17 protein-coding genes are annotated in these 20675 nt (G+C 64.9%); 8 read left to right on the forward strand and 9 right to left on the reverse strand.

Going from position 1 to position 20675, the window contains the following annotated elements:
- Positions 1-67: 67 nt before the first annotated feature.
- Together hflC and hflK are read right to left on the reverse strand one after the other, a co-directional pair.
- Positions 68-910, reverse strand: coding sequence for a protease modulator HflC (hflC, locus tag ACZ1JX_RS15760; protein ID WP_465126438.1), 843 nt, complete (start codon positions 908-910; stop codon positions 68-70).
- Between the two features lie 10 nt (positions 911-920).
- Positions 921-2021 (reverse strand): FtsH protease activity modulator HflK, encoded by a 1101-nt coding sequence (gene hflK, locus ACZ1JX_RS15765; RefSeq protein ID WP_465124458.1) that lies wholly within the window; start codon positions 2019-2021, stop codon positions 921-923.
- A 365-nt stretch (positions 2022-2386) separates the two neighbouring features.
- Here hflK and ACZ1JX_RS15770 point away from each other — a divergent pair, with 365 nt between their 5' ends.
- The 7 genes from ACZ1JX_RS15770 to ACZ1JX_RS15800 all read left to right on the forward strand — a co-directional run bounded on the left by ACZ1JX_RS15770 (position 2387) and on the right by ACZ1JX_RS15800 (position 11361).
- Complete coding sequence (locus ACZ1JX_RS15770) at positions 2387-3154, forward strand: Mrp/NBP35 family ATP-binding protein (RefSeq protein ID WP_465126439.1); 768 nt, start codon at positions 2387-2389, stop codon at positions 3152-3154.
- 5 nt (positions 3155-3159) lie between these two features.
- Positions 3160-5460, forward strand: a complete 2301-nt coding sequence (locus tag ACZ1JX_RS15775; RefSeq protein WP_465124459.1) for a xanthine dehydrogenase family protein molybdopterin-binding subunit — start codon at positions 3160-3162, stop codon at positions 5458-5460.
- A 20-nt stretch (positions 5461-5480) separates the two neighbouring features.
- Positions 5481-6494 carry a ferrochelatase gene (gene hemH / locus ACZ1JX_RS15780; protein WP_465124460.1) on the forward strand — a complete coding sequence of 338 codons (1014 nt, stop codon included), beginning with the start codon at positions 5481-5483 and terminating at the stop codon, positions 6492-6494.
- Between the two features lie 68 nt (positions 6495-6562).
- Positions 6563-7957 (forward strand): cytochrome P450, encoded by a 1395-nt coding sequence (locus ACZ1JX_RS15785; RefSeq protein WP_465124461.1) that lies wholly within the window; start codon positions 6563-6565, stop codon positions 7955-7957.
- Between the two features lie 114 nt (positions 7958-8071).
- The gene (rpsT, locus tag ACZ1JX_RS15790) at positions 8072-8332 is read left to right on the forward strand and encodes a 30S ribosomal protein S20 (protein ID WP_144904814.1); all 261 of its coding nucleotides are present in this window, start codon (positions 8072-8074) and stop codon (positions 8330-8332) included.
- Positions 8333-8971: 639 nt separating this feature from the next.
- Positions 8972-10366 carry a chromosomal replication initiator protein DnaA gene (gene dnaA, locus ACZ1JX_RS15795; RefSeq protein ID WP_465126440.1) on the forward strand — a complete coding sequence of 465 codons (1395 nt, stop codon included), beginning with the start codon at positions 8972-8974 and terminating at the stop codon, positions 10364-10366.
- 227 nt (positions 10367-10593) lie between these two features.
- Positions 10594-11361, forward strand: coding sequence for a HesA/MoeB/ThiF family protein (locus tag ACZ1JX_RS15800; protein WP_465124462.1), 768 nt, complete (start codon positions 10594-10596; stop codon positions 11359-11361).
- 218 nt (positions 11362-11579) lie between these two features.
- Here the strand turns inward: ACZ1JX_RS15800 and acnA are convergent, their stop codons facing one another.
- Entirely contained in the window at positions 11580-14252 is a 2673-nt protein-coding gene (acnA, locus tag ACZ1JX_RS15805) for an aconitate hydratase AcnA (RefSeq protein ID WP_465124463.1), read from the reverse strand.
- A 229-nt stretch (positions 14253-14481) separates the two neighbouring features.
- The gene (locus ACZ1JX_RS15810) at positions 14482-15357 is read right to left on the reverse strand and encodes a DMT family transporter (RefSeq protein WP_465126441.1); all 876 of its coding nucleotides are present in this window, start codon (positions 15355-15357) and stop codon (positions 14482-14484) included.
- A 180-nt stretch (positions 15358-15537) separates the two neighbouring features.
- Between ACZ1JX_RS15810 and ACZ1JX_RS15815 the strand changes: the two genes are divergently transcribed.
- Positions 15538-16929: a L,D-transpeptidase family protein gene (locus tag ACZ1JX_RS15815; protein ID WP_465126442.1), complete on the forward strand. Its 1392-nt coding sequence runs from the start codon at positions 15538-15540 to the stop codon at positions 16927-16929.
- A 190-nt stretch (positions 16930-17119) separates the two neighbouring features.
- Here the strand turns inward: ACZ1JX_RS15815 and ACZ1JX_RS15820 are convergent, their stop codons facing one another.
- From ACZ1JX_RS15820 to ACZ1JX_RS15840, 5 genes are read right to left on the reverse strand one after another with little or no spacing between them, the layout of a single operon-like run.
- A complete protein-coding gene (locus ACZ1JX_RS15820; protein ID WP_465124464.1) occupies positions 17120-17743 on the reverse strand; it encodes a murein L,D-transpeptidase catalytic domain-containing protein in 624 nt (207 codons plus the stop codon).
- Between the two features lie 51 nt (positions 17744-17794).
- Positions 17795-18298 carry an N-acetyltransferase family protein gene (locus ACZ1JX_RS15825; RefSeq protein WP_465124465.1) on the reverse strand — a complete coding sequence of 168 codons (504 nt, stop codon included), beginning with the start codon at positions 18296-18298 and terminating at the stop codon, positions 17795-17797.
- 5 nt (positions 18299-18303) lie between these two features.
- Positions 18304-18936 carry a DUF4919 domain-containing protein gene (locus tag ACZ1JX_RS15830; protein ID WP_465124466.1) on the reverse strand — a complete coding sequence of 211 codons (633 nt, stop codon included), beginning with the start codon at positions 18934-18936 and terminating at the stop codon, positions 18304-18306.
- Positions 18937-18981: 45 nt separating this feature from the next.
- Positions 18982-20118 (reverse strand): flavodoxin-dependent (E)-4-hydroxy-3-methylbut-2-enyl-diphosphate synthase, encoded by a 1137-nt coding sequence (gene ispG / locus ACZ1JX_RS15835; protein ID WP_465124467.1) that lies wholly within the window; start codon positions 20116-20118, stop codon positions 18982-18984.
- 40 nt (positions 20119-20158) lie between these two features.
- A complete protein-coding gene (locus tag ACZ1JX_RS15840) occupies positions 20159-20671 on the reverse strand; it encodes an N-acetyltransferase family protein (protein WP_465124468.1) in 513 nt (170 codons plus the stop codon).
- Positions 20672-20675 lie beyond the last annotated feature (4 nt).

Below are 20675 nucleotides of genomic sequence, written 5' to 3' on the forward strand. Positions count from 1 at the left end.
TTGCGATGAACGGACTTTGAATGACGATGTTCCGTATCGTTCAGGTTGCGGTTTCACTTTCCCCGAGTCACTTACCTTTGAACTGGCGGAGGTATTCGTTGTCGGGCGAGAGCACGATCGAGGTGCTTGACCCCTTCTGCGCAAAGGTTGCGTCGTAGCTCTGCATCGCGCGGTAGAAATCATAGAACGCCGGGTCCTTGTTGAAGGCATCGGCATAAGTCTTGGCGGCGGTGGCTTCGGCGGTGGCGCGGATGATTTGCGCCTGCTTCTGGCCCTGCGCACGGATCGTGGCTGCTTCCTGCTGGCGCGCGGTGGCCATGCGGGTGAAGGCGGATTCGAGCGGTGTGCCTTCGGGAAGGTCAGCCCGCTTGATCCGCACGTCGATCACTTGCGCGCCATATTCGCGGGCTTCACGGTCAAGGCCTTCGCGGATTTGCTCCATCGCGCGGCCGCGATCGGCCGTGAGCAGCGAGCCGAAAGTGCGCTTGCCCAGTTCCTGTCGCAGCGCGGAGTTGAGGATCGGCTGGAGCTGTTCGGCGACGCGCTCGGTCGTCCCCGCCGTCTGCACCATGCGCACCGGATCGATGATGCGGAAGCGGGCGAAAGCGTCGACCTCGAGGCGGCGCTGATCGGCAGAGAGGACCTGCTGGCGCTCCATGTCGAGATCGAGGATGCGTTTGTCGACCTCGACCACCTGTTCCATGAACGGGATGCGCCAGATCAGGCCTGCGCCGGTCTGGCCGAAATCGGCATCGGGCTTGAAGCGGTTGACCACGCGTTCGGGCTGGCCGAGGCGGATGATCACGGCCTGGGTCTTCTCATCGACGACCTTGAGGCAGCTGGCGGCGGCGGCAAGCGCGATCAACGCGGCGATGATCGGGGCTTTGCGTTCCTGCCAGAGTGTCTGCATGGCGCTCATCTTACTGGCCCCCTTCCTGCGGCTTCTGATTACGCTTCATTTCGGGAAGCGGCAGGTAGGCCTGGGTGTTGGGCGTTTCGAGGATGACCTTGTCGGTCTGGCTCAGCACGCGCTCCATGGTTTCGTAGTACATGCGGCGGCGGGTGACCTCGGGCGCAAGCTTGTACTGTTCGTAGACCTTGTCGAACGCGGTTGCCTCGCCCCCTGCGCGGGCGGTGAGCTGCTGCGCCCACGACTGCGCACGGTTGATCTCGCTCTGCGCGTCCTGCTGGGCGGCGAGCACTTCCTTGAAGGCATCGACGACCTTGGCCGGGGGATCGGTCTTCTTGATGTCGACGCCCTGGATCAGCACGCCCGAGCGGTAGGCATCGAGCACGCGCTGCATCCGGTCGCGGACGTTCTGTTCGATCTGCTGGCGGCCCGAGCCCATCGCGTCGTTGAGGTTCACCTCGGCGATGGACTGGCGCATCGCGGCTTCGGCCACTTCGCGCACCGTCTGGTCCGGATCGGCGAGCTGGAACATGTAGAGCTTGAGGTCCTTGATGTTCCAGCGGACGAGGTAGGTCAGGTCGACGAGGTTCTGGTCGGCGGTCAGCATGAGCTTTTCGCCATCGCCCTCGGGGATCGATTCGCGGCGGATCGAGGTGACGTCCTCCACCTTCACCGACTGGATCGGCCAGGGCAGGGTCAGCGCCATGCCGTTGTCGATGGTGCGGCTGTAGGAGCCGAAAGTGGTGACCACGCCCTTTTCCTGCGGGGCGATGCGGTGGACCATCGAAGTGCCGAGCCAGACCGCAATGATCAGCGCGATGCCGACCGGCGCCCACGACTTGCCATCGGGGCGCTGCGGCAGGCGGGGCATGTTGGGACCGCGCCCGCCGCCGCCGCCATTCCCGCCGCCCTTGCGGTTGCGGAACAGGTCTTCGATGTTGGGGCCACGGCGCGCAGGGTCCTTGGCAGGCTCGGACGACTGCGGCGGGAGCCATGGGTTGCGCGGGCCTTCGGCGGGCGGTGAAGAGGGAGGCGGTGATGCTTCGCCATCAGCAGCGGGCGGCGCATCGTTGCCTCCGCCAGAGCCCCAAGGGCTTTTCTTTCCGGTCATGTAAAGGCCCCGGCCAAAACGCGCGATCAATCCGCCCAAGTCTGTCATGCATTCGTTATAGGAAGCCCGGGCGCGAAAAACAGTGTCCATTCCCGAAAATTCATCTGCTAGGGGGCATGAGAAGGCTCCGAGGGGGAGCAGAACAGGGAAATGGCGTGAGCATCGAAGAACAGGCGCTGCGCGAGGCGCTGAATGCGGTGGCGGGCGACCGTCTGCAGTCGGTCAAGCTTGCCAGGAGTGAGGCGGGTGAGGCCGCAACGATCTTGCTGGAAGTGGGCGGGCTGGACCGGCTCGACCGCGACAAGCTGGAAATGGCGCTGCGCGACGCGGCGAGGAAGGCTGGCGTGGCCGAAGTGCGCATCGGCATGACCGCCGAGCGCAAGGCGCGGGTGATCATCGCGGTGGGTTCGGGCAAGGGCGGGGTCGGCAAGTCGACGCTGTCTGCCAACCTTGCGGTGGCGATGGCGCGGCTCGGGCGCAAGGTCGGGCTGGTCGATGCCGACATCTACGGCCCCTCGCAACCGCGCCTGCTCCTCACCGAAGGCCGCAAGCCCGAGGCCGAGGGCAACAAGATGATCCCGATCGAGAGCCCCTATGGCGTGCCGATGCTGTCGATGGGGCACCTCGTTCAGCCGGGACAGGCGATTGCATGGCGCGGGCCAATGGCGGGCAATGCACTGGGCCAGCTGATCGACGCGCACTGGGGCGATACCGAGATCATCGTCGTCGACCTGCCGCCCGGCACCGGCGACGTGCAGCTGACCATGCTGTCGAAGCACAAGCCGGCAGGTGCGGTGATCGTATCGACGCCGCAGGATCTGGCGCTGATGGACGCGACGCGGGCCATCGGCCTGTTCGAGCAGGGCCAGGTGCCGATCGTCGGCATGGTCGAGAACATGGCGGGGTACATCTGTCCGCATTGCGGCGAGGAGAGCGATCCCTTCGGCGTGGGCGGCGCGGAAGCGGCGGCCAAGACGATGGGCCTGCCGTTCCTTGGCCGGGTGCCTCTGGACATGGCGATCCGACGCGAGAGCGATGCGGGCAATCCGCCTGCCGCAGGCGACACCCCGCAGGCCGAGGCGTTCCTCTCGATTGCGCGGGCGGTGCTCACCTGGCTTGACGGGAAGCGCTGAGGCCCATGCGCCTCACCCGGCGAGGGATGCTGGTGGGAGCAGGATTGGGCGGCGCGCTGCTCATCGCCTTCCCGCTGATTCCCCGCCGCTATCCCGTGCCGCTTGAGGCAGGCAAGGACGAACATGTCGTCGATGCCTTCCTGAAAGTGGGGCGGGTCAAGGGAGGTAAGGACTGCATTCTGACGGTGGCGGTGCCCTTCTGCGAGATGGGGCAGGGGATCACCACGCTTGTCGCGCAGATCATCGCGGACGAGGCTGGTGCAGACTGGCGCAAGGTGGCGGTGGAAGCCGCGCCGATCAGCCCGGCCTATGCCGATCCGGTGCTTTCGGGAAAGTGGGCGCCGCTGTGGATGCCAGCGTTTGCCTCGCTTGGTGCGGATGCCGAAGGTATGCTGGCGCGGCTCCATGCCGAGCGTGGGCCGCTGATGATCACTGCCGATGGCACGGCGCTCGCCGCTTTCGAAGCGCCCTTGCGCGAAGCGGGTGCGGCGCTGCGGGCGATGATGGCGCAGGCTGCCGCCGACAAGTGGGGCGTGGGCTGGGAAGAGTGCGAGACGAAGGACAGCTTCGTGATGCACGGGAAGCAACGCCTGTCCTTTGCCGAGCTGCTCGATGCGGCGGTGGACTACGATCCGCCCGCCGTCCCGGTGCTGCGCGCCGAACCGCTGCGGGAGAAGCCGGGGCAGTTTCCCGAAGGCGCGCCGCCACATCATCCCCGGCTTGACCTTCCCGCCAAGGTTGATGGCAGCTTTACCTTTGCAGGCGATGTGCGCCTGCCCGACATGGTTTTTGCCGCGATTGCCCACGGGCCGCAGGGAGCAAGCGTGCTGTCGAGCTATGACAAGCAGGCCGCCGCTCGGGTGCGCGGTCTGGTCGGCGTGGTCCATGCCAAACGTTGGCTGGTCGCAGTGGCGACCGACTGGTATTCGGCGGACAAGGCGGTGCGCGCGATGGAGCCGCGCTTCAAGGCCGACGGTCCGATTGCCGACAGCGAGAAAGTGCTGGTCGCGCTCGACAAGGCGCTGACCAAAGGTGAGCCGGAGCGCTTGTTTGCCGAGGGCGATCCCGACGTCCTGCTCGCCAAGCCCTCGCTGTCCGCGCGCTATGATGTGGAGCCCGCGTTCCACGCGCCGCTGGAGACGGCGAGCGCGACGGCACGGCTTCGCCATGGCTTGCTGGAACTGTGGATCGCAACGCAGGCGCCAGAGCGGGCAAGGCGCGCGGCGGCGCGGGCGGCCGGTCTCTCGCGGCGTGACGTGATCGTCTATCCCTTGCACGCGGGCGGCAGCTTCGATGCGCGGCTCGATGTGCGGATCGCCGCCGAAGTCGCAGCCATTGCCAATACCATCGGCAAGCCGGTGCAACTCACGTACTCGCGCTGGCAGGAAGCGCTGGCCGGTATTCCCCGCACGCCCGTTTCGGCGCAGCTCGACGGCGCGCTGAGCCCGGACAAGACGCGGGTGCTCGGCTGGCGGGCGCGGCTGGCGGTGCCTGCGACCGCGATCGAATCCGGCGCGCGGTTGCTCGATGGCTGGGGCGTGAAGGATGCGCTCGACCTGCAGAACAAGGCCGATCCGATGGCCTGCGAAGGCGCCATGCCGCTTTACCGCATTCCGGAAAAGGCGGTGGAGCAGGTGCCGCTGGCGCTGCGGCAACCCACCGCGCGGTTTCGCGGGCAGGCCCATGGCTATACCGCGTTCTTCACAGAATGCTTTGTCGACGAGCTGGCCCATGCGGCGGGCAAGGAGCCGCTGTCGTTCCGCGTCGGCATGCTGGAGGGCGAACCAAGGCTGGTGTCCTGCCTGCAGGGCGCAGGCCGTCTGGCGCAATGGGGCGGCGGGATCGACGCTTCGGGGCAGGGCATCGCCTGCCACCAGATGGAGCTTGCGCTTGGTGGCGGCAGGGTCGCCAAGGGCCTGATCGCCGTCGTCGCCACCGCGCGCAACGAAGCGGGCGTGGTTCGGGTCGAGCGGCTGAGCGCCTTCGTCGACATCGGCCGCATCGTGAATATCGACATCGCTCGCCAGCAGATCGAAGGCGGGCTGATGTTCGGGCTCGCCCATGCTGTCGGCGGGGCCAGTGGCTATGCCAGAGGGCGCCCCCTTTCGGGCAGACTCTCGCAATTGGGCCTTCCTCTGCTTGCCGATTGCCCCAAGGTTGATATTGCCTTTGCCGACAGCAACGAAGACCCGTTCGACCCCGGCGAACTGGGCATGGTTGCGGTGGCCCCTGCCATCGCCAATGCCCTGTTCTCTGCCACGGGCGTGCGCTTCCGCCGCCTGCCGCTGATTTCCGAAGGCCTCTAGGCCCTCTTTTAAGGACCGTAATGGAACGCCCAGCCGACCATCCTGTTGTGCTTACCGGCAAAGTCGGCGTGCTTGTCGTCAACCTCGGCACGCCTGACGCGCCCGATGTGAACGCGGTGAAGCGCTACCTCAAGGAGTTCCTCTCGGACCCGCGCGTGGTCGAGATTCCGAAGCTGATCTGGCAGCCGATCCTGCGCGGGATCATCCTCAACACCCGGCCGAAGAAGTCCGCCCACGCCTATTCACAGGTGTGGAGCGAGGACGGCTCGCCGCTTGCCGCGATCACCAAGGCGCAGGCGCGCGCGCTGCAGGAGCGGCTGGGCGATGCCGCGATCGTGCGCCATGCGATGCGCTACCAGTCGCCCTCGATGGCCAAGGAGCTCGATGCGCTGCTGGAGGCAGGGTGCGAGCGCATTCTGGTGGCCCCGCTCTATCCCCACTATTCGGGCGCAACGACTGCCTCGGCGCTCGATGCCGTGGCCGACTGGATCAAGGCGCGCCGCCGTCTGCCCGCGCTGCGCACGCTGCCGCCCTATCACGACGATCCGGCCTATATCGGCGCCCTCCATGCGGACATGAGCCGGCAGATGAGCGCGCTCGACTTCGCGCCCGAAGTGCTGATGCTGAGCTATCACGGCATGCCCGAACGCACGCTGTTTCTGGGCGATCCCTATCATTGCCACTGCCGCAAGACGTCGCGCCTGCTGGCCGAACGCTTTGCGCAGAGCCATCCCGAGCTGCGACTGGTAACCACGTTCCAGTCGCGCTTCGGGCGGGCCAAGTGGCTGGAGCCTGCGACCGATACCGTGCTGGTCGAGGAAGCGGGCAAGGGCACCAAGCGCGTGGTGATTGCCGCGCCGGGTTTTTCGGCCGACTGCCTCGAGACGCTCGAGGAACTGGCGATCCGCGGCAAGGAGGATTTCGAGGCGGCAGGCGGCACGCACTTTGCCGCGCTCGAATGCCTCAATTCCGGGGCGGAGGGCATGGACCTGCTCGAGACGCTGGCGCGGCGCGAGCTTTCGGGCTGGATCTGAAGAACCCGCTTGGCTGCTGCTGACAGCCATGTTAATTGACCGGTTAAACCACGATACCGGGAGATAGCATGGCCAGCCTCGCGCCGGACATCCGCAACGACCTTCATACAGAACGCGCCAATCCGCACTGGGTGCGGCTGGGCGGCGACCATAAGCTCGATCACATTCCGGGCGAGGACGGCTGGCCGGTGCTCGGCACCACGCTGATGCAGCTGGCCGACCCGATCGGCTTCCAGAAGCGCATGGTCGATGCTTACGGCCCGGTGTTCCGGACGCGCAGCTTCGGGCGGCGCGGGGTCAACCTGATCGGGGCCGACGCCAACGAACTGGTCCTGTTCGACCGCGACAAGCTGTTCTCGAACGAGCAGGGCTGGGGTCCGGTGCTCAACCTGCTGTTCCCGCGCGGGCTGATGCTGATGGACTTCGAGGCGCACCGGGTGGACCGCCGCGCGCTGTCGATCGCGTTCAAGCCCGAGCCGATGCGCGCCTATTGCTCCGTGCTCAACAGCGGCATTGCCTCGGCCATCGAAGGCTGGGGCGGCAAGATGCGCTTCTATGACGCGATCAAGGCGCTGACGCTCGATACCGCCGCGTCCAGCTTCCTCGGCCTGCCGCTGGGGCCGGAGGCGGACCGGCTGAACAAGGCCTTCGTCGACATGGTCCAGGCCTCGGTCGGCGTGGTGCGCAAGCCGCTGCCGTTCACCAAGATGGGCAAGGGCGTGGCCGGGCGGCGGCTGATGGTCGACTACTTCGGACGGCTGGTGCGCGAGCGTCGGGCCAATCCGGGGCAGGACATGTTCAGCCAGTTCGCGCTCGCCACGCGCGACGACGGATCGCTGCTGCCCGAAGACGTCGTGGTCGATCACATGATCTTCCTGATGATGGCCGCGCACGATACGATCACTTCGTCTGCCACGGTGCTGTTCTGGCAACTGGCGAAGAACCCCGAATGGCAGGACAGGCTGCGCGCAGAAGCGCGGGCAGTGACGGGGGGTGATGGCTTGCCGCTGGCCTACGAGGACCTCGGCCGGATGGAATTGACCGAGATGGCATTCAAGGAAGCGCTGCGCTTCATGCCGCCGGTGCCCAATATGCCGCGCCGCGCCTTGCGCGATTTCGAGTTCGGGGGTTTTCGCATTCCGGCAGGCACGCCCGTCGGCATCAGCCCGGCCGCCGTTCATGCCGACCCGGCGCACTGGGATTCGCCGGAAGTGTTCGATCCGCTGCGCTTCACGCCCGACAAGGTGGCGGCGCGGCACAAGTATGCCTGGGCGCCGTTCGGCGGCGGAGCGCACATGTGCCTGGGGCTCCACTTTGCCTATATGCAGGTCAAGCTGCTCGCCAATCACATCCTCACCCGCTTCGAGGTGCGGATGCAACCGGGGGCCGAGCCTTCGTGGCAGGCCTGGCCGATCCCCAAGCCGCGCGACGGGCTGCGCGTGGAACTGCGCCGAATCTGTTGACGATTCGGGCACTCGCAGTTAAGGGGCGCGCTTTCCGACGGGATTTCCCGTCACTCCACGAGAATTCATGCGGCCGCCCCGTGCGCCCGCTAAGGCACGAGAAACAGGAAAACCATGGCCAACACGCCGCAAGCCCGCAAGCGTATCCGTCGCAATGATCGTCGCGCCGAAATCAACGGCAACCGCCTTTCGCGCATCCGCACCTTCGTCAAGAAGGTCGAATCGGCGCTCGCTGGTGGCGACAAGACGGCTGCTGCTGCGGCGCTCAAGGAAGCCCAGCCTGAACTGGCGCGTGGCGTGGCCCGTGGCGTGCTTCACAAGAACACCGTTGCCCGCAAGATGTCCCGCCTGTCGAAGCGCGTCGCCGCGCTCTGATTCGGCTGCTCTCTGCCTGACCGGAGGTCGGGACGGGAGATTCGGATCTGCGCATGATTCTCTCCTGCCCCTTTGGGCCTAAGGGATATCCCGCAGATTCGGGCACAAAGACGGAACATGGCCGACGGGTTTCCCGTCGGCCGTTTTCGTTTCTGCGGCATGTCACGCAGCCGTCTGCGCATTGTTACAGTGTGCAGTCGCAACAAGTCACGGAATCTACGCGATTCGCTTGGCTCCAACCTAATGCATAAGTAAAAATCCCTATTTTTCAGTAACTTGATGCATCTCTGCGGGTTAGGGCGAGTCAAGGGCATTTATTTCAGTTTTTTTGCGCTCGCCCCGCTTGCGTGATGCCCCCCAACACCAATAGACAATGCGGACCGGGGGCGGGAATCACTGCTCATCGGCGTCACAAGAAAATTCTTCGAACGGGGTCTGCCGCGCGCGTGCGTGGCGGGGCGGCAGGTTAATTGTGCCTGCATGCCGGACAGCGTGCGGGTAGGGAAGTCGGGGCAGCGACGCGTGAAGATTGATGATTTCGCAGGGGGGGCCGGCAGCCACGACGTGGCGGCCGTGGCCGGAGCCGACCGGATCGGCAACGAGCGGACTACAGCGGGCAGGAAGGGAAAAGACAGCACGATGATCGAGGACCAGGAAGCGCTGGATCTTGCAGCAGACTGGGCCGACATCAGCCAGGGGCTGAAGAAGGATCTCGGCCCGCAATTGCATGCGCAGTGGATCAAGCCGATCCAGCTCGGATCGTTCTGCAAGGAAACCGGCACGCTGGACCTGTTCCTGCCGACCGAGTTCTCCGCGAACTGGGTGGCCGACCGTTTCGCCGACCGGCTGAGCCTTGCGTGGAAGATCGCCCGTTCGGAAGTGCGCCAGGTGCGCATCACCGTCCACCCGCGCCGTCGCTCGATGCCCGAGCTGCGCATCGGCGGTGAATCGCCGGTCCAGGCGCGCGTGCCAGCCCACATGAGCGCTGCTCCGGCCATGATCGATTCGGCGCTTTCGGGTCTCGATCCCTCACTGACATTCGCCGAATTCGTCTCGGGCTCGGCCAACGTGCTGGCGGTCAACGCCGCCCAGCGCATGGCCGCGATCGAAACCCCGCAGTTCTCGCCGCTTTACCTCAAGGGATCGACCGGACAGGGCAAGACGCACCTGCTCCACGCCATCGGCCACGCCTTTGCCGCCAACAAGCCCGGCGCGCGCATCTTCTACTGCTCGGCCGAGCGGTTCATGATCGAGTTCGTCCAGGCCATGCGCTCCAACGAGATGATCGAGTTCAAGGCCCGCCTGCGCGGCTTCGACATGCTGCTGGTTGACGACATCCAGTTCATCATCGGCAAGGCGAGCACGCAGGAGGAATTCCTCCACACGATCGACGCGCTTATGAGCGCGGGCAAGCGCCTTGTCGTCGCTGCCGACCGCGCACCGCAGGCACTGGACGGCGTCGAGCAGCGCCTGCTCTCGCGCCTGTCGATGGGCCTTGTGGCAGACATTCAGCCGGCCGACATCGAACTGCGCCGCAAGATCCTCGAACATCGCCTGAACCGTTTCGGCAACACGCAAGTGCCGTCAGACGTTGTCGAGTTCCTTGCCCGCACGATCAACCGCAATGTGCGCGAGCTGGTCGGCGGCCTCAACAAGCTGATCGCCTATGCGCAGCTGACCGGTCAGCCGGTCTCGCTGCAGCTGGCCGAAGAGCAGCTGACCGACATCCTCTCGGCCAACCGTCGCCGCATCACCATCGACGAGATCCAGCGCACGGTCTGCCAGTTCTACCGCGTTGACCGCACGGAGATGGCTTCCAAGCGCCGCGCGCGCGCTGTGGTGCGCCCGCGCCAGGTGGCGATGTACCTCGCCAAGGTGCTGACGCCGCGCTCGTATCCTGAAATCGGCCGCAAGTTTGGCGGGCGCGATCATTCGACGGTGATCCATGCCGTGCGCCTGATCGAGGAACTGCGCACCCGCGATGCCGACATGGACGGCGACGTGCGCACGCTGCTGCGGCAGCTGGAAGACTGAGAAGTTTAGGGGCGGTTCACGCAGAGACGCAGAGAAGAAGTGGAGGCGCAGAGAGGTCGGGCGCGGCCGATAGGCCGCTTTGTCCATCAATGATCACGTCAGAGTCCGGGCAGAGATTATCGAGCGGCTTTGCCGCAAGGGCAACGTCTCTCCGCGCCTCCACTTCTTCTCTGCGTCTCTGCGTGAACTCCCTTCCTCTTCTGCCCCGCAGCCCCTAACTGCACATCATGACGCCAGACCGCCTCGACCGCTTCGCCCGCCATATCGTCCTGCCCGAAGTGGGCGCGATGGGGCAGGCGCGGTTGGCGCAGAGCCATGTCGTGCTGATCGGCATGGGTGGCATCGGCTCGCCCGCCTTGCAGTATCTCGCAGGGGCTGGCGTGGGGCACCTGACGCTGGTCGATGACGATGTGGTCGAGGCAAGCAACCTGCAGCGCCAGACGATCTATACCGAGGCTGACATCGGCAAACCGAAGGCCGAAGCATCGGCGGCTTGGGTGGCCGCGTTCGATCCAGCGCTGCAGGTCACGGCGCATGTCACCCGCATCACGCGCGACAACGCCGCCGGGTTGATTGCCGGAGCGGATGTGGTGCTCGATGGCTGCGACAACTTCGCCACGCGCCTTGCCGTCTCCGACGCCTGCGTGAAGGCTTGCGTGCCGTTGACCAGTGCTGCGCTCGGGCGGTTCCAGGGACAGGTGGCGAACTTTGCCGGGCATCGTGAAGGGCATGCCTGCTATCGCTGCTTCGTGGGCGATGCCTTCGATTCCGAGGATTGCGATACCTGTGCCGATCTTGGCGTGCTGGGCGCGATGGTCGGCATGGTCGGCGCATTTGGCGCGATGGCTGCGATGCGGGTGCTGCTGGAGGGCGTCTCGACGCTCGGCGATCCGCAGTGGGGGCAGTTGCACGTTGTGGACGGCCTGAAGCCCTCCCTGCGCACGATGCGCATTGCGCGCGACACGGACTGCCGCGGGTGTGGTTCTCGCCTCTGAGGCGGCGCAGGCAGCCCACCCCGCTGCGACTAACTTCACTGCGTTCAGTAAGTCTCGCGGCCCTCCCGTTTGCGGGAGGGCTGGAGCAGCGCGCTTAACTCCCCTCCCGCAAGCGGGAGGGGTTGGGGGTGGGCATTCCCTGACCTTGCCGTACAAACAGAAAAGGGCGCGAGGACCGAAGTCCCCGCGCCCCTTCTGTCTGGCTCTGAAGCCGCGTCTTACGAAGCGAGCTTGCGTAGCACGTAGTGCAGGATGCCGCCGTTCATGAAGTACTCGACTTCGTTGGCGGTATCGATGCGGCACAGCGCGGTGAAGGTCAGCTTGGTGCCGTCCTTGCGCGTCACTTCTACTTCCACGTCCTGACGCGGCTGGAGGTTTGCCACGCCCTTGATGGTGAAGGTGTCGTCAGCCGAGAGTGCCAACGAGGTGCGGTTCTGACCTTCCTTGAACTGCAGCGGCAGCACGCCCATGCCGACGAGGTTCGAGCGGTGGATGCGCTCGAAGCTTTCGACGATCACGGCGCGAACGCCGAGCAGGTTGGTGCCCTTGGCCGCCCAGTCGCGCGAGGAGCCGGTGCCGTATTCCTTGCCCGCGATCACGACCGTCGGCGTGCCGTCGGCCTTGTGCCTCATGGCGACGTCATAGACCGAGCCGACTTCATCGCCATAGCGCGAGAAGCCGCCTTCGATGCCGGGGACCATCTCGTTCTTGATGCGGATGTTGGCGAAAGTGCCGCGCATCATCACTTCGTGGTGGCCACGGCGCGCGCCGTAGGAGTTGAAGTCCGCCTTCGAAACCTGATGTTCCATCAGCCACTTGCCCGCCGGGCTGTCAGCCTTGATCGAGCCTGCAGGGCTGATGTGGTCGGTGGTGATCGAATCGCCGAGGATCAGCAAGGGCTTGGCCTCGATGATGTCGTTCACCGGCGAAGGCGTCATGCTCATGCCTTCGAAGTACGGCGGGTTGGCGACATAGGTCGACCCGGCGCGCCACTGGTAGGTTTCCGAGCCGGTGACGTTGATTGCCTGCCAGTGCGCATCGCCCTTGTAGACGTCGGCATAGCGGGCCTGGAACATCGCGCGGTCCATGCAGCCGGCCATGGTGGTGGCGACTTCGCTGTTCGAGGGCCAGATGTCCTTCAGGTAGACGTCAACGCCATCCTTGCTCTTGCCGATCGGAGTGGTGGTGAAGTCTTCGATCACCGTGCCCTTGAGCGCATAGGCGACGACCAGCGGCGGCGAGGCGAGGAAGTTGGCGCGCACGTCGGGCGATACGCGGCCTTCGAAGTTGCGGTTGCCCGAGATCACGGCGGCAGCAACGAGGCCGTTGTCGTTGATCGCCTTGCTGATCGGTTCGGAAAGCGGGCCCGAGTTGCCGATGCAGGTCGTGCAGCCATAGCCGACGAGGTTGAAGCCCACCGCATCGAGGTGCTCCTGCAGGCCTGCACGGACGAGGTAGTCAGTGACGACCTGGCTGCCGGGGGCCAGCGAGGTCTTGACCCACGGCTTGGGCTTGAGGCCGAGTTCGTTGGCCTTCTTGGCCACGAGGCCAGCGGCCACCAGCACGCCCGGGTTCGAGGTGTTGGTGCACGAGGTGATCGCAGCGATGGTCACGTCACCATCGCCGATGTCGTAGTCGGTGCCTGCCACCGGAACGCGCTGCTGCGCCTTCTTGTAGGTGTTGGCCATGTCGGCGTTGAACACGTCGTCGACTTCGGGAAGCGAGACGCGGTCCTGCGGGCGCTTGGGGCCTGCGAGCGAGGGCACCACGGTGCCAAGGTCGAGTTCCAGCGTCGAGGAGAAGATCGGCTCGACCGAGGGATCGATCCAGAAGCCCTGCTCCTTCGCATAGGCTTCGACGAGCGCGATCTGCGATTCCTCGCGGCCGGTCAGGCGCAGGTAGTCGAGCGTCTTTTCGTCGATGCCGAAGAAGCCGCAGGTCGCGCCATATTCAGGCGCCATGTTGGCGAGCGTCGCACGGTCGGCCAGCGACAGCGCGGCAAGGCCGGGGCCGTAGTATTCGACGAAGCGGCCGACCACGCCGTGCTTGCGCAGCAGATTGGTGCAGGTCAGCACGAGGTCGGTGGCGGTGACGCCTTCCTTGAGCTCGCCGGTGAACTTGAAGCCGACGACTTCGGGGATCAGCATCGAGACGGGCTGGCCGAGCATCGCGGCTTCGGCCTCGATCCCGCCAACGCCCCAGCCGAGCACGCCAAGGCCGTTGACCATGGTGGTGTGGCTGTCGGTGCCGACGCAGGTGTCTGGGTAGGCCACGGTCGCGCCGTTCTGGTCCGTGCTGGTCCACACCGTCTGCGCGATGTTTTCCAGATTGACCTGGTGGCAGATGCCGGTGCCCGGGGGCACGGCGTAGAAGTTGTTGAGGCTCTTCGAACCCCACTTGAGGAAGTCGTAGCGCTCCATGTTGCGCTCGTACTCGATCTCCATGTTCTGCTCGAACGCCTTGGGGTGGCCGAATTCATCGACCATGACCGAGTGGTCGATCACGAGGTTGACCGGCACCAGCGGGTTGATCTTGCTGGTATCACCGCCGAGCGTGGCGATGGCATCGCGCATCGCGGCAAGGTCGACCACGCAGGGCACGCCGGTGAAATCCTGCAGCAGCACGCGCGCCGGGCGGTACTGGATCTCGTTGTTCGATTCGCTGGGGTTCTTCTGCCAGTCGACCACGGCCTTCACGTCGTCGGTCGAGACAGTGAAGCCGCCGTCCTCGAAGCGCAGGAGGTTCTCGAGCAGCACCTTCATGGAGAAGGGCAGGCGAGAGATGTCACCGAACTTGGCCGCAGCCTTGTTGAGCGAATAGTAGGCGAACTCCTTGCCGCCCACGTTCATCGTGCTGCGGGTGCCGAGCGTATCCTGTCCGACCTGGGTCATGGCTGTGCGTCTTCCCTCCTGTCGCGGCCGCAACGCGATTGTGTCGCGCGGGGAATCGCCGAAGGGCTCGTGGCCCATAGGCGGCGCGACGAAATGCGGCCTGAAAGCCCGAGCGCGATGCGCGCAAACCGGCCATGCGTCAAGGGCGGGAAGAGGCCAATCTGCGCAGGTGCGGCACAATTTGCCGCGCATCACGCCGTATTGATTATCAATAGCAATAATGACTGCTTCACGCTGCCGGTGTGCTGCTTCGCGTGGCATAGAGGCACCCTGCCACGATCAGCGCAACGCCGGTCAGCATGGTCAGCGTGACCGGCTCGGCAAAGGCAATCCAGCCGACGATGGCGGCCCAGATGAACGCGGTATACTCGAGCGGGACCAGCACTTGCGCCTCGGCGCGGCCATAGGCCCAGCTCAGCAGCATCAGCGAGGCGGCAGACAGGATCGCCGAGACGACCAGCAGTTCCCACACTGGTGCCGTGGGAAAGGGAGCGAACCACCAAGCGCCAAGGCCGAGAAAGCCGAACTGGACCAGCGCCTGAAAAAACGCCACTTCCTCGGGCCTGGCGAGCAGCGCCTGCTGCCGTTGCAGCACGAGGTTCCAGGCATAGAGCACGGCCGAGACCAGCGTGGCGACCAGGCCCTTGACCGCCTCGGTATCGGAAGGGCCGCTCAATTGCCCGCCCGCAATGATCGCCACCCCTGCCAGTGCCAGCAGCGAGCCACCAATCGCCGCAGGGCGCACTTTTTCGCCCAGCAGGATGGCGGCGAGATAGAGCGCGATCAGCGGGGCGATGAACGACAGCGCAATGCCCTCGGCCAGCGGCAGGCGGACGATGCCGTAAAAGAACAGGACCGCCATGGTCGAAGCCACGGTGCCGCGCAGGATGTGGACCTTGAGCGTACTCCATGCAGGCCAGCCCTGTCCGCGCCATAACCACAGCGGCAGCATCAGCAGCGACCCGGCAAGGCCGCGCCAGCACATTGCGGCATAGGCACCGACCGCAATCGAGGCGGCTTTCATCACCCCGTCCATCACCGAGAAAAGCGCCAGGCCAAGCATTGCCGCCAGCACGGGGAACAGGGGAAAGCGCACGTCGTTCATCCATGTGCCATAGGCAAACTGGTTGCGACTTGAAACCATCTTGTAGGGCGAGCAGATGATTAAGCCTCCAGACAGGCCCGAGGTCCGATAGATGCGTGGCTTGATAGTCGATGGGGCTTGAGGCAGGACATGAAGGTGAGGCCTCAGGCCTTGCGAACGTGGGTGCGAGTGAACAGGGAAATGCAAAGCGTGAAGCGTGCGATCGAAGGGACCGGCCTTTCCGGCAAGCTTGGCGTGGCGTTCTTGGCGCTTTCCATCGCGACCCAGCCGCTGGCTGCACAAAGCGCTGCCTCGGCAGGGCCGGTCGATCTGACCAAGCAGGCCAAGCCCGCGCCCGTTGCACCCCCGATTGTTGCGCCGACTCCTGCTGCCGCTGCTACCGCCGCCCCTGCAGAGGCTTTGCCTGCACCTGCACCGCACTGGACGCAGAGCGACGCGCAGAGCCTGCTCGTGACGATCAAGGGCATTGGCGCCGAGGGTCTGTTCCCGCGCGACTATCAGCCCGAAGTGCTCTCCGCTGCCATCGTCAAGGGCGAGGGGCCGGAGCTTGACGAAACCGCGACCCGCCTGTTCGGCTGGCTTGCCGAAGACCTGCGCGACGGACGCACGCCGATGACCGCGCGCGTGCAATGGTTCGCAGTCGATCCCGATCAGGACGTCAACCCGACCTCGCTGATCCTCGCCGACGCGCTGGCAAGGCATGACGTGAAGGGTGCGCTGATGGCGCTCCTGCCGACCGTGCCCGACTATGCCGCGCTCAAGGCCGCACTGCCCAAGGCACAGACACAGAAGCAGGCCGCACTGATCCGCGCCAACATGGACCGCTGGCGCTGGCTCGCTCGCGATCTCGGCACGCAGTATCTGCTCGCCAACGTGCCGGAACAGATGCTGCGCCTGACCGTGCGCAACAAGATCATCAGCACCTACAAGGTCATTGTCGGCAAGCCCGGCAAGACGGCGACGCCGCAGTTGGCCGAGACGGTCGAGGGCGTGATCTTCAATCCTACGTGGACCGTGCCGCAGTCGATCGTGGTGGGCGAAGGGCTCGGCGCGCGACTTGTCGGCAACCCCAAGCAGGCCGAGCGCGAGGGCTACAAGGTGACCAAGGCCGCTGATGGCACGATCTATGTCGTGCAGCAGCCCGGAGACACCAATTCACTGGGCCGCATGAAGCTCGACATGCCCAATGAACACGCGATCTTCCTGCACGACACGCCCAACCGCAACCTGTTCAACCTCCCCGCCCGTGCGCTCAGCCATGGTTGCGTGCGCGTGGAGCGGGCGACCGAACTGGCAATGACGATGGCGATTCTCGGGGCAGGCATGACGCCGGACGACGCGGTCACCGCGCACACCTCGAAAGTCTATACCAAGGTGCCGATGACCAAGACCTTCCCGGTCTATCTCACCTACTTCACCGTGGCGCGCGACGTGACAGGCATGCTGCGTTCGTTCCCCGACATCTACGGGCGTGACGCGCCGGTGCTGGCAAGTTTTGCCCAACCGCGCCAGCTGCACACCACGCAGCGCAAGAGCAACGAAGCGGTGATCAAGCTCGACAATCCGCTTTGATCTGGGCCGCTTTGTCGCCGTGAGAACAAGGCTCAGCGTCTGCCAGCGCAAACAGCGTTTCGGCAGCAAGGAGGAAGCCGTCGAGGCCGCGACAAAGAGCGGCCTCTTGCTCCATCCCTATGAATGTGACCGGTGCTTGCGCTGGCACCTGACGAGCCGGACCAAGGGGCGTCGTCAGCCCCGCCCTTTGTTAACCTAGGCCCAGTCTGTCCGCATAGATCAGGCGGCCACCCGAAAGGTGCCACAGCGCCTCGTTGAAGTCCGCCTCGCTCATTGCGAAGCAACCATCCGAGCGACCGAGCTTGCCCCACTTTTCCAGCATGTCGGGATTGGCGTACCACGCCGGGTGCAGCACGATCGCACGGTCGAGCACGTTGCTGTTCTCTGGGCCAAGACCGCCCAGCCGGATCGAGGTGCCGTACTTGCCCTTGTACCATTCGTAGGTGACATAGGCCCCGCGCGACGTGGCAAGGCTGCCGACATCGTTCGAGAAGGTCTTGAGGAACCCGTCATGTTCGGGGTCAGACCCGCGACCGTGCGCGACGAGGAACGAGCGGACTTCGCCGCGTTCGAGGTTGGCAAAATGGAACCGCGGCAGCGAGGAGGGCAGTGCGAAGTCCGCGATGCCGACGATGTCCGTCCGCCACAGCGAGGCGCGGTGCTTTTCGACCTGCTCGGCCGCGATGCGCAGGACTTCGCGGTGCTGCTCATTGGGATAGTAGGTCGCGGCCGCAACGCGCGGAGGGAAGACAGCTGCAGCAGCGCTTGCCGCAACGCCTGCCAGTACCGTTCGCCTGTCGACTCGATGTGTCATGCCAAGTCCCGTACCACGCCGCCCCCGTATCGGGCGTGAACGGTTGCCATTCTATGCGTTTTCGACCGAATTTCCAGCATTCGCGCCAAGCTGCTTCAAGGCCGGGCCATCGACGCGCATTACGGTCCATTCGTCCATGAACCTGGCGCCGAGCGACTTGTAGAAGCCGATGGCAGGTTCGTTCCAGTCGAGTACCGACCATTCCAGCCGCGCGCAGTCGCGTTCCACAGCCAGCGCAGCCAGATGCGAGAGCAGCGCCTTGCCAAGGCCCGACCCGCGCGCCTCAGGCTTTACGAACAAGTCTTCGAGATAGATCCCCGGCTTGCCCTCGAAGGTCGAGAAGTTGTGAAAGAACAAGGCAAAGCCCTGCGGCGTGCCGTCGATCTCGCCGATCACGACTTCGGCATAGGGGCGCGGTCCGAACAGCTTCTGCCCAAGCACGGCCTCGTCGAACCGCACTTCGTGGGCGAGCTTTTCATACTTGGCCAATGCGCGGATCAGGTTGGCAATCAGAGGGACGTCAGAGGAGGTGGCAGGGCGTATGGTCGTCTGCATCCCTGTCAAAGTCCCAGCCCTTCGAATTGCTTGCCGAAGAAGAAGTCGATGTTGAAGTGAAGCGTCAACTCCTTGCCCGTCTCGGAGCTCGTTACCGTCATTGCGTCAAATCTCTTGCCATCTTCCATCACGAGCGCCTGCATCTTCGGCTCGAAGCCGATCAGTCGCAGTACCTGATACTCTTCGTCGATGCTGACCGCATTCCATGCTGTCTTTGGAGACTGTCCGTCCTTGCCGTCCATAACCGACTCAAGCAGCGCCATGAGCAGGTTGTGCTGGCGGGCTTCCTCGTCCTTGCGCCCCAGCTTGGACAGCGCAATCTCGGTGAGCAGGTTTGCATCCATGTCGAGGGGGTTTTCCGCAAGTTGCTTTGCGGCAACCTCCAGTGCTTTTTCGGGGTTCTTCTCAAGCGTCTCGAAGGCCTTGCGGCCGTCCTCCCAGCGTGGTGCCATGTAGGAGAAGCGGCGTGAGTTTTCCTGCCGCAGCCATCTTACGTCGGCAGCGGGGTCCTTCGCCTTCGTTTTCTCGACCATGGCAGAGAGGGCGGCAGGATCGACCTTTTCCTTGGCCAGCACGGGGCTGGAGCCGAGGCCAAGCAACAACAATGCTCCGGCCGCGATGAACGCCCTTACTCCCATGATCTGCCCCCTGCTTCGATTGTCGACGGTAATCGGGCAGCCAAGCTACTCCGCCGCCTCGGTCACGTTCCCCGCGTCGCTGGTTGCCGCTTCGATTTCCGCCGCCTTGGCTTCGACCAGCGCGACGATGTGCTCCAGCATTTCCTCGGACTGCACGGTATGGTCGGTCACGCCCGAGAGATAGACCATGTGCTTGCCGTTGCCGCCGCCAGTGAGGCCGATGTCGGTCTCGCGCGCTTCGCCGGGGCCGTTGACGACGCAGCCCAGCACCGAGAGCGAGAGCGGCGTCTTGATGTGGGTCAGGCGCTTTTCGAGCGCTTCGACGGTGCGGATCACGTCGAATCCCTGTCGCGCGCACGACGGGCACGAGACGACGCGGACGCCGCGGGTGCGAAGGCCGAGCGACTTCAGGATCTCGAAGCCGACGCGCACTTCCTCTTCCGGCTCTGCCGAGAGCGAGACGCGCAAGGTATCGCCGATCCCCGCCCAGAGCAGATTGCCGATGCCGATGGAGGATTTGACCGTGCCGCCGATCAGCCCGCCTGCTTCGGTGATGCCGAGGTGCAATGGGCAGTCGACCGCTTCGGCAAGGCCCATGTAGGCCGCAACCGCAAGGAATACGTCGCTGGCCTTCACCGCCACCTTGTATTCGTGAAAATCGTGATCCTGCAGCAGCTTGATGTGATCGAGCGCGGATTCGACCAGCGCTTCGGGGCAGGGCTCGCCGTACTTCTCGAGCAGGTCCTTCTCGAGGCTGCCGGCGTTGACGCCGATGCGGATGGCGCAGCCGTTGGCCTTGGCGGCGCGGACCACTTCGGCGACGCGTTCGTTGCTGCCGATGTTGCCGGGATTGATGCGCAGGCACGCAGCGCCAGCATCAGCCGCTTCGAGGGCGCGCTTGTAGTGGAAATGGATGTCCGCAACGATCGGGATGCGCGCTGCCTTGACGATCTTGCCAAGCGCCGCCGTGCTTTCGACGTCGGGGCACGATACGCGGATGATGTCCGCGCCAGCATCTTCGCAGCGGCGGATCTGGTTGATCGTGGCCACCGGGTCGGACGTCGGCGTGTTGGTCATCGTCTGCACGGTGATGGGGGCATCGCCGCCGACGGGGACGGTGCCGACCATGATCTGGCGGCTCTTGCGACGCGCGATATCGCGCCATGGACGGATCGAGGACATGCACCCTCTATAGGGTGTCCCGCGCCCGTCCGGAAGGCTTCTAAAGTGGCCCTGCGAACATGAACTCCGGATCGCAGTGATCGCCGACCCAGAATTCGATGTCGGCAACCTTTTCGAGGCCGTAGCGGCGGTAGAAGCGCTGAGCCTCCGGGTTGTGGGCATAGACCGAGAGCTGCATCTCGTCGGCTCCCCAGGCGCGTGCCTCGGCAATAGCCCAGTCCATCAGCCGCGCGCCGTGGCCGCGACCGATGAGGTCGGGATCGGTATAGAGTTGCTTGAGCTCCATCGGCCGTTCGGCACCGGTCTTCGGGGGCAGGGTGCTGGTGCGGACGATCTTGCAGAAGCTGGTGAGTCGACCCTGTTCCTCAACTACCGCGATCTTCATCGAAGGATCGGCAAGCTGCGCAGCGACTGTGCTCTCGGAATGCGATTCCTCGAGAAACCGGGCAAGGTTCCCGGCGCTGTAGAGATGGCCGAACTTGGCGATGAAGGCACGTTGTCCCAGATCAGCAAGGGCAGCAGTGTCGGCGGCGGTGGCAAGGCGGAGCGTCATGCCC

It is taken from the genome of Novosphingobium sp. BL-A-41-Hi4A-0G, from assembly GCF_055521735.1.

What these genes read in the sequence shown, in the direction of transcription:
- hflC (WP_465126438.1), bottom strand. Translation starts at nt 910, where the DNA reads ATGCAGACACTCTGGCAGGAACGCAAAGCCCCGATCATCGCCGCGTTG.
- hflK (WP_465124458.1), bottom strand. Translation starts at nt 2,021, where the DNA reads ATGACCGGAAAGAAAAGCCCTTGGGGCTCTGGCGGAGGCAACGATGCG.
- ACZ1JX_RS15770 (WP_465126439.1), top strand. Translation starts at nt 2,387, where the DNA reads ATGACCGCCGAGCGCAAGGCGCGGGTGATCATCGCGGTGGGTTCGGGC.
- ACZ1JX_RS15775 (WP_465124459.1), top strand. Translation starts at nt 3,160, where the DNA reads ATGCGCCTCACCCGGCGAGGGATGCTGGTGGGAGCAGGATTGGGCGGC.
- hemH (WP_465124460.1), top strand. Translation starts at nt 5,481, where the DNA reads ATGGAACGCCCAGCCGACCATCCTGTTGTGCTTACCGGCAAAGTCGGC.
- ACZ1JX_RS15785 (WP_465124461.1), top strand. Translation starts at nt 6,563, where the DNA reads ATGGCCAGCCTCGCGCCGGACATCCGCAACGACCTTCATACAGAACGC.
- rpsT (WP_144904814.1), top strand. Translation starts at nt 8,072, where the DNA reads ATGGCCAACACGCCGCAAGCCCGCAAGCGTATCCGTCGCAATGATCGT.
- dnaA (WP_465126440.1), top strand. Translation starts at nt 8,972, where the DNA reads ATGATCGAGGACCAGGAAGCGCTGGATCTTGCAGCAGACTGGGCCGAC.
- ACZ1JX_RS15800 (WP_465124462.1), top strand. Translation starts at nt 10,594, where the DNA reads ATGACGCCAGACCGCCTCGACCGCTTCGCCCGCCATATCGTCCTGCCC.
- acnA (WP_465124463.1), bottom strand. Translation starts at nt 14,252, where the DNA reads ATGACCCAGGTCGGACAGGATACGCTCGGCACCCGCAGCACGATGAAC.
- ACZ1JX_RS15810 (WP_465126441.1), bottom strand. Translation starts at nt 15,357, where the DNA reads ATGAACGACGTGCGCTTTCCCCTGTTCCCCGTGCTGGCGGCAATGCTT.
- ACZ1JX_RS15815 (WP_465126442.1), top strand. Translation starts at nt 15,538, where the DNA reads ATGCAAAGCGTGAAGCGTGCGATCGAAGGGACCGGCCTTTCCGGCAAG.
- ACZ1JX_RS15820 (WP_465124464.1), bottom strand. Translation starts at nt 17,743, where the DNA reads ATGACACATCGAGTCGACAGGCGAACGGTACTGGCAGGCGTTGCGGCA.
- ACZ1JX_RS15825 (WP_465124465.1), bottom strand. Translation starts at nt 18,298, where the DNA reads ATGCAGACGACCATACGCCCTGCCACCTCCTCTGACGTCCCTCTGATT.
- ACZ1JX_RS15830 (WP_465124466.1), bottom strand. Translation starts at nt 18,936, where the DNA reads ATGGGAGTAAGGGCGTTCATCGCGGCCGGAGCATTGTTGTTGCTTGGC.
- ispG (WP_465124467.1), bottom strand. Translation starts at nt 20,118, where the DNA reads ATGTCCTCGATCCGTCCATGGCGCGATATCGCGCGTCGCAAGAGCCGC.
- ACZ1JX_RS15840 (WP_465124468.1), bottom strand. Translation starts at nt 20,671, where the DNA reads ATGACGCTCCGCCTTGCCACCGCCGCCGACACTGCTGCCCTTGCTGAT.